Annotated in this window: 3 protein-coding genes and 1 pseudogene; 1 reads left to right on the top strand and 3 read right to left on the bottom strand. The window is 62.1% G+C overall.

Translation table 11 applies throughout. From position 1 onward, the window contains the following. The coding region (locus ABYW26_RS12305) for a translocation/assembly module TamB domain-containing protein (protein ID WP_372605192.1) at positions 1-342 on the top strand (342 nt) is incomplete at its 5' end. 6 nt (positions 343-348) lie between these two features. Here the strand turns inward: ABYW26_RS12305 and ABYW26_RS12300 are convergent. From ABYW26_RS12300 to ABYW26_RS12290, 3 genes and pseudogenes are all read right to left on the bottom strand, one after another. Continuing rightward, a complete protein-coding gene (locus tag ABYW26_RS12300; protein WP_372605191.1) occupies positions 349-2,709 on the bottom strand; it encodes a hypothetical protein in 2,361 nt (786 codons plus the stop codon). A gap of 100 nt (positions 2,710-2,809) precedes the next feature. Continuing rightward, positions 2,810-3,118 (bottom strand): lipid-A-disaccharide synthase N-terminal domain-containing protein, encoded by a 309-nt coding sequence (locus ABYW26_RS12295; RefSeq protein ID WP_372605190.1) that lies wholly within the window; start codon positions 3,116-3,118, stop codon positions 2,810-2,812. Then, positions 3,111-3,350: pseudogene (locus ABYW26_RS12290) on the bottom strand (dolichol-phosphate mannosyltransferase); the annotation flags it as partial. The pseudogene ABYW26_RS12290 and the gene ABYW26_RS12295, both read right to left, overlap by 8 nt.

The following is a 3,350-nucleotide window of genomic DNA, read 5'->3' as shown; positions in this document are numbered from 1 at the left end:
TTGTTCGGGCGCAGCATCACCACGCTCAGCGCCTTTCAGGCCGCGCAGATGGCCAGTGCGGTCGCGGTCCTGACCGGGCGCAGCGATGGTGGAATTATCGAAACCCTGCGGCGGAATTTCGGGTTGGACGATCTGGATGTCACCACCGACGAGGCCGGAACGACGCAGGTTCGTCTGGGGAAATACCTGTCGGATAACCTGTATTCCGACGTGGTCGTGGACAGCAACGGCGATACCGAGATCAACCTGAACCTCGACCTGACGCCGCAGATCACCGTCAAGGGCGGGGTCGATACCACCGGGAAAACCAGCCTTGGCGTGTTTTTCGAGCGCGATTACTAAGCGGCTCTAACCCAGCGCAATATCGCCATAACCGAACACATCCAGACGGAGAGAGTCGAGGATGATGGTCTGGCCATCGACCGTCAGTTCCACCGCAATCGCGCCGTCATGCCAGATTTCGCTTAGCACGACCTGATCATAAGAGGTCGCACCGATCAGTTGGATCGTGTCCAGACCAGGCTGGAAATCGGTGATGATGTCGGTCTCATTGGCGGACAGGGTCTTGAACTGAAACACATCCGCGCCTGCACCGCCGGTCAGAATGTCGTTGCCGGTATTGCCGATCAGGGTATCGTCGCCGTCGTCACCGAACAGGGTGTCATTGCCCTTGCCGCCGTCGACCTTGTCATTGCCGTCACCGCCCGCGCACATGTCCGTGCCGCCGTTCCCGATCAGGGTGTCATTGCCCGCGCCGCCGAAAATGTCGTCATTGCCGCTGCTGCCATTCAGGTTGTCCTTGCCGTCGCCACCGTCCAGCACATCGTTGCCACCACCGCCTTTCAGCTTGTCGTTGCCCGCGCCGCCAATCAGCGTGTTTCGGGCACGGTCGCCGGAAATCGTGTCGTTAAAGGCCGAGCCGCAGAACACCTCGATCCCCGTGAAACTATCCCCGGCGGCATCGCCGCTGTTGCGGCTGAGCGCGGTCAGCTGAATTCGGATCGCGGCGGTGCTGTCCTCGTATGAGGCGATGTCGATCCCGTCGCCACCAATCAACACATCCCCGCCCGCGCCGCCGATCAGGGTGTCGTTCCCGGCGCCACCCATCAGCGTGTCATCCCCGCCCAGACCATAGATCGTATCGCCTTGATCACCGCCGATCAGGGTCTCGCCCGCGTCGGTGCCGGTGATGATCCCCGGCTCGGGCGGTGGCGGTTCAACAGGTGGGGTCACATCGACCCGCGAGACATTCACCAGATCGGACGAGGTGAAATCCTCGGGGTCAAGCGACAGGCCATCGGCGCTGAAAACAGTCACTGTTTCACCGTGAATCGTCAAAATAGCGCCGCTGGCGGTGGCGGTTATGTCGATTTCCGAGATGTCATAGGTCATGCCCATTCCGGACAGGTCCAGCCGGTCAACGCCAAGCTGGAAATCGACGATCGTGTCATTCACGCCATCGGCGGACAGCACGAAAATATCCGCGCCCGCGCCGCCGATCAAAGTGTCGGTGCCGTCGCCATCAATCAGGATATCATCGCCCGCGCCGCCGCTGATCTGGGTCGCGATCTTGCTGGCGCACAGGATGTCATTGCCGGCGCTGCCGTTCAGGGTTGCGCCGGTGCCCAGCACGATGTCACCCAGCGGGCCGGGGGTGATGGTGAATTGCGTGATCCCGGCCTCGGCCCCTGAGGTCACGAAAAGCTGCACTTCGTCGCCTACCAGTTCGACCGACAATTCGGTGACATTGCTCAGCCCGGTTTGGGCGCTGTCGCAGACGGTTTCCAGCAGCAACAGCCGCCCGTCTGGCAGCAGTGTGAACAGAGAAATCCCGTCATCCATCCCGGCGGCAAACACGAAAACCCGGCCATCGACGGTGATGCTTTCCAGAACCGACACCCCGGCAAAGCGGGTGGTCAGGTCATCCATCACCTGATCGACGGCGGTCAGGCTGCCATCGTCGCCAAGCGCCAGAACCGTCAGGCTGGAACTGCCCGAGGCGGCGGCGATCACAAAGGTCTGGCCGTTCATCTGGACCACTTCCAACGCCTGCGGGTCGTTGATCGGCAAGGCATCCCCGGCCCCCAGCGCGTCAATGGCGGTCAGGCTGCCGTTGCTGTTGATCTTATAGACGGTCAGGCCATCCTCGGCGGTGGAGGCGGCGATCAGGTATTGCCCGCCCGCGGTCGAGGCCTGCGCAAGGCTGCTGATCCCGGTGGCATAGGTGGCGGCGCTGTCGGCCTCGGCTTCGATCAGGCGCAGGCTGCCGTCGGTCATCACCTCATAGGCACTGACCCCGCTTGCGTTCGGATCGGCGAGATACAGATAGGTGCTGGGGCCCTGATTGGTCGCTACGGCCTCGACACGGTCGCTTTCCTGACCCGAGCGGTGCGAATACAGGGTCAGGCTGTCGGCCTCGTCCCCGGTCAGAACCGCCGCCAGATCGTCTTGCCCCAGCATCACGATCCGCCCGCCCAGAACGGCGCTGGTCAGCGCGCCCGGATTGGGCGGATAGGCGGCAGCCGTGTCCAGCTCGGCCGCCGCCCCTTGGGACAACGCGAAGGTCACACGCTGTCCGCTGTCGCTGTCGGTCAGGACAAGCTGACCGGCAACGGCATCCATCCGCACCGCCGTCATAGGCGATGCAAGGGCATCGTCCGAAACGACGCCGACCAAGGTGAAATAGGCCACCCGAACCACCCTTTCCACGCACCCCTGCGCATGAAAGTGAGGATGGTCACACGGTGTTAACCCGGCCTTGCCGGATTATGGCGGCACAGGGGCGCTTTGTGAAAATCTTAACGGTTTGTCAGGCTTCGCGGCGTTTTTCGGCGTAAATCAGCCAGAGGTTCCGCAGATAGATGGTCAGGCCCATCGACTGACCCAGAATGAACACCGGGTCGCGGCGATAGACGGCATAGGCGAACAGAACGATGCCGCCGCCCAGCGAGAAATACCAAAACGCCAGCGGCACGATCGAGCGCCCGACGCGCTCGGACGCGATCCACTGCACCAGAAAGCGTGCGGTGAACAGCAATTGCCCGCCAAGGCCGATGATGACCCAGACGAATTCCTGAAAGCTATCGACATGCAGCCACGAATACAGGGTCTCAAGCATTCGGCGTTACCTCGGTCGGGCGCGCCTTTTTACGGCGGCGGATCAGCCATGCGACGCCGATCAGGTCATAAATGCCGACCAGCCCGCGTTGCAGGTTGGAATAATTCGACCGGCCCGATTGCCGCTCGCGGTGACTGACATCGACCAATGCGATCTGCCAGCCGTCGCGCTTGAACAGCGCGGGCAGATAGCGGTGCATATGATCGAAATAGGGCAGGGTCAGAAAGGCGTC

The sequence above is a fragment of the Actibacterium sp. genome (assembly GCF_041584535.1).
In the GTDB taxonomy this organism is placed as follows: Bacteria; Pseudomonadota; Alphaproteobacteria; order Rhodobacterales; family Rhodobacteraceae; genus Actibacterium_D.
The sequence above is the reverse complement of the archived record's forward strand: the minus strand, read 5'-3'. Positions and strand labels throughout refer to the sequence as shown.

Excerpts from the sequence above, each read along its gene's own strand:
- ABYW26_RS12295 (WP_372605190.1), bottom strand. The coding sequence starts at position 3,118 with ATGCTTGAGACCCTGTATTCGTGGCTGCATGTCGATAGCTTTCAGGAA.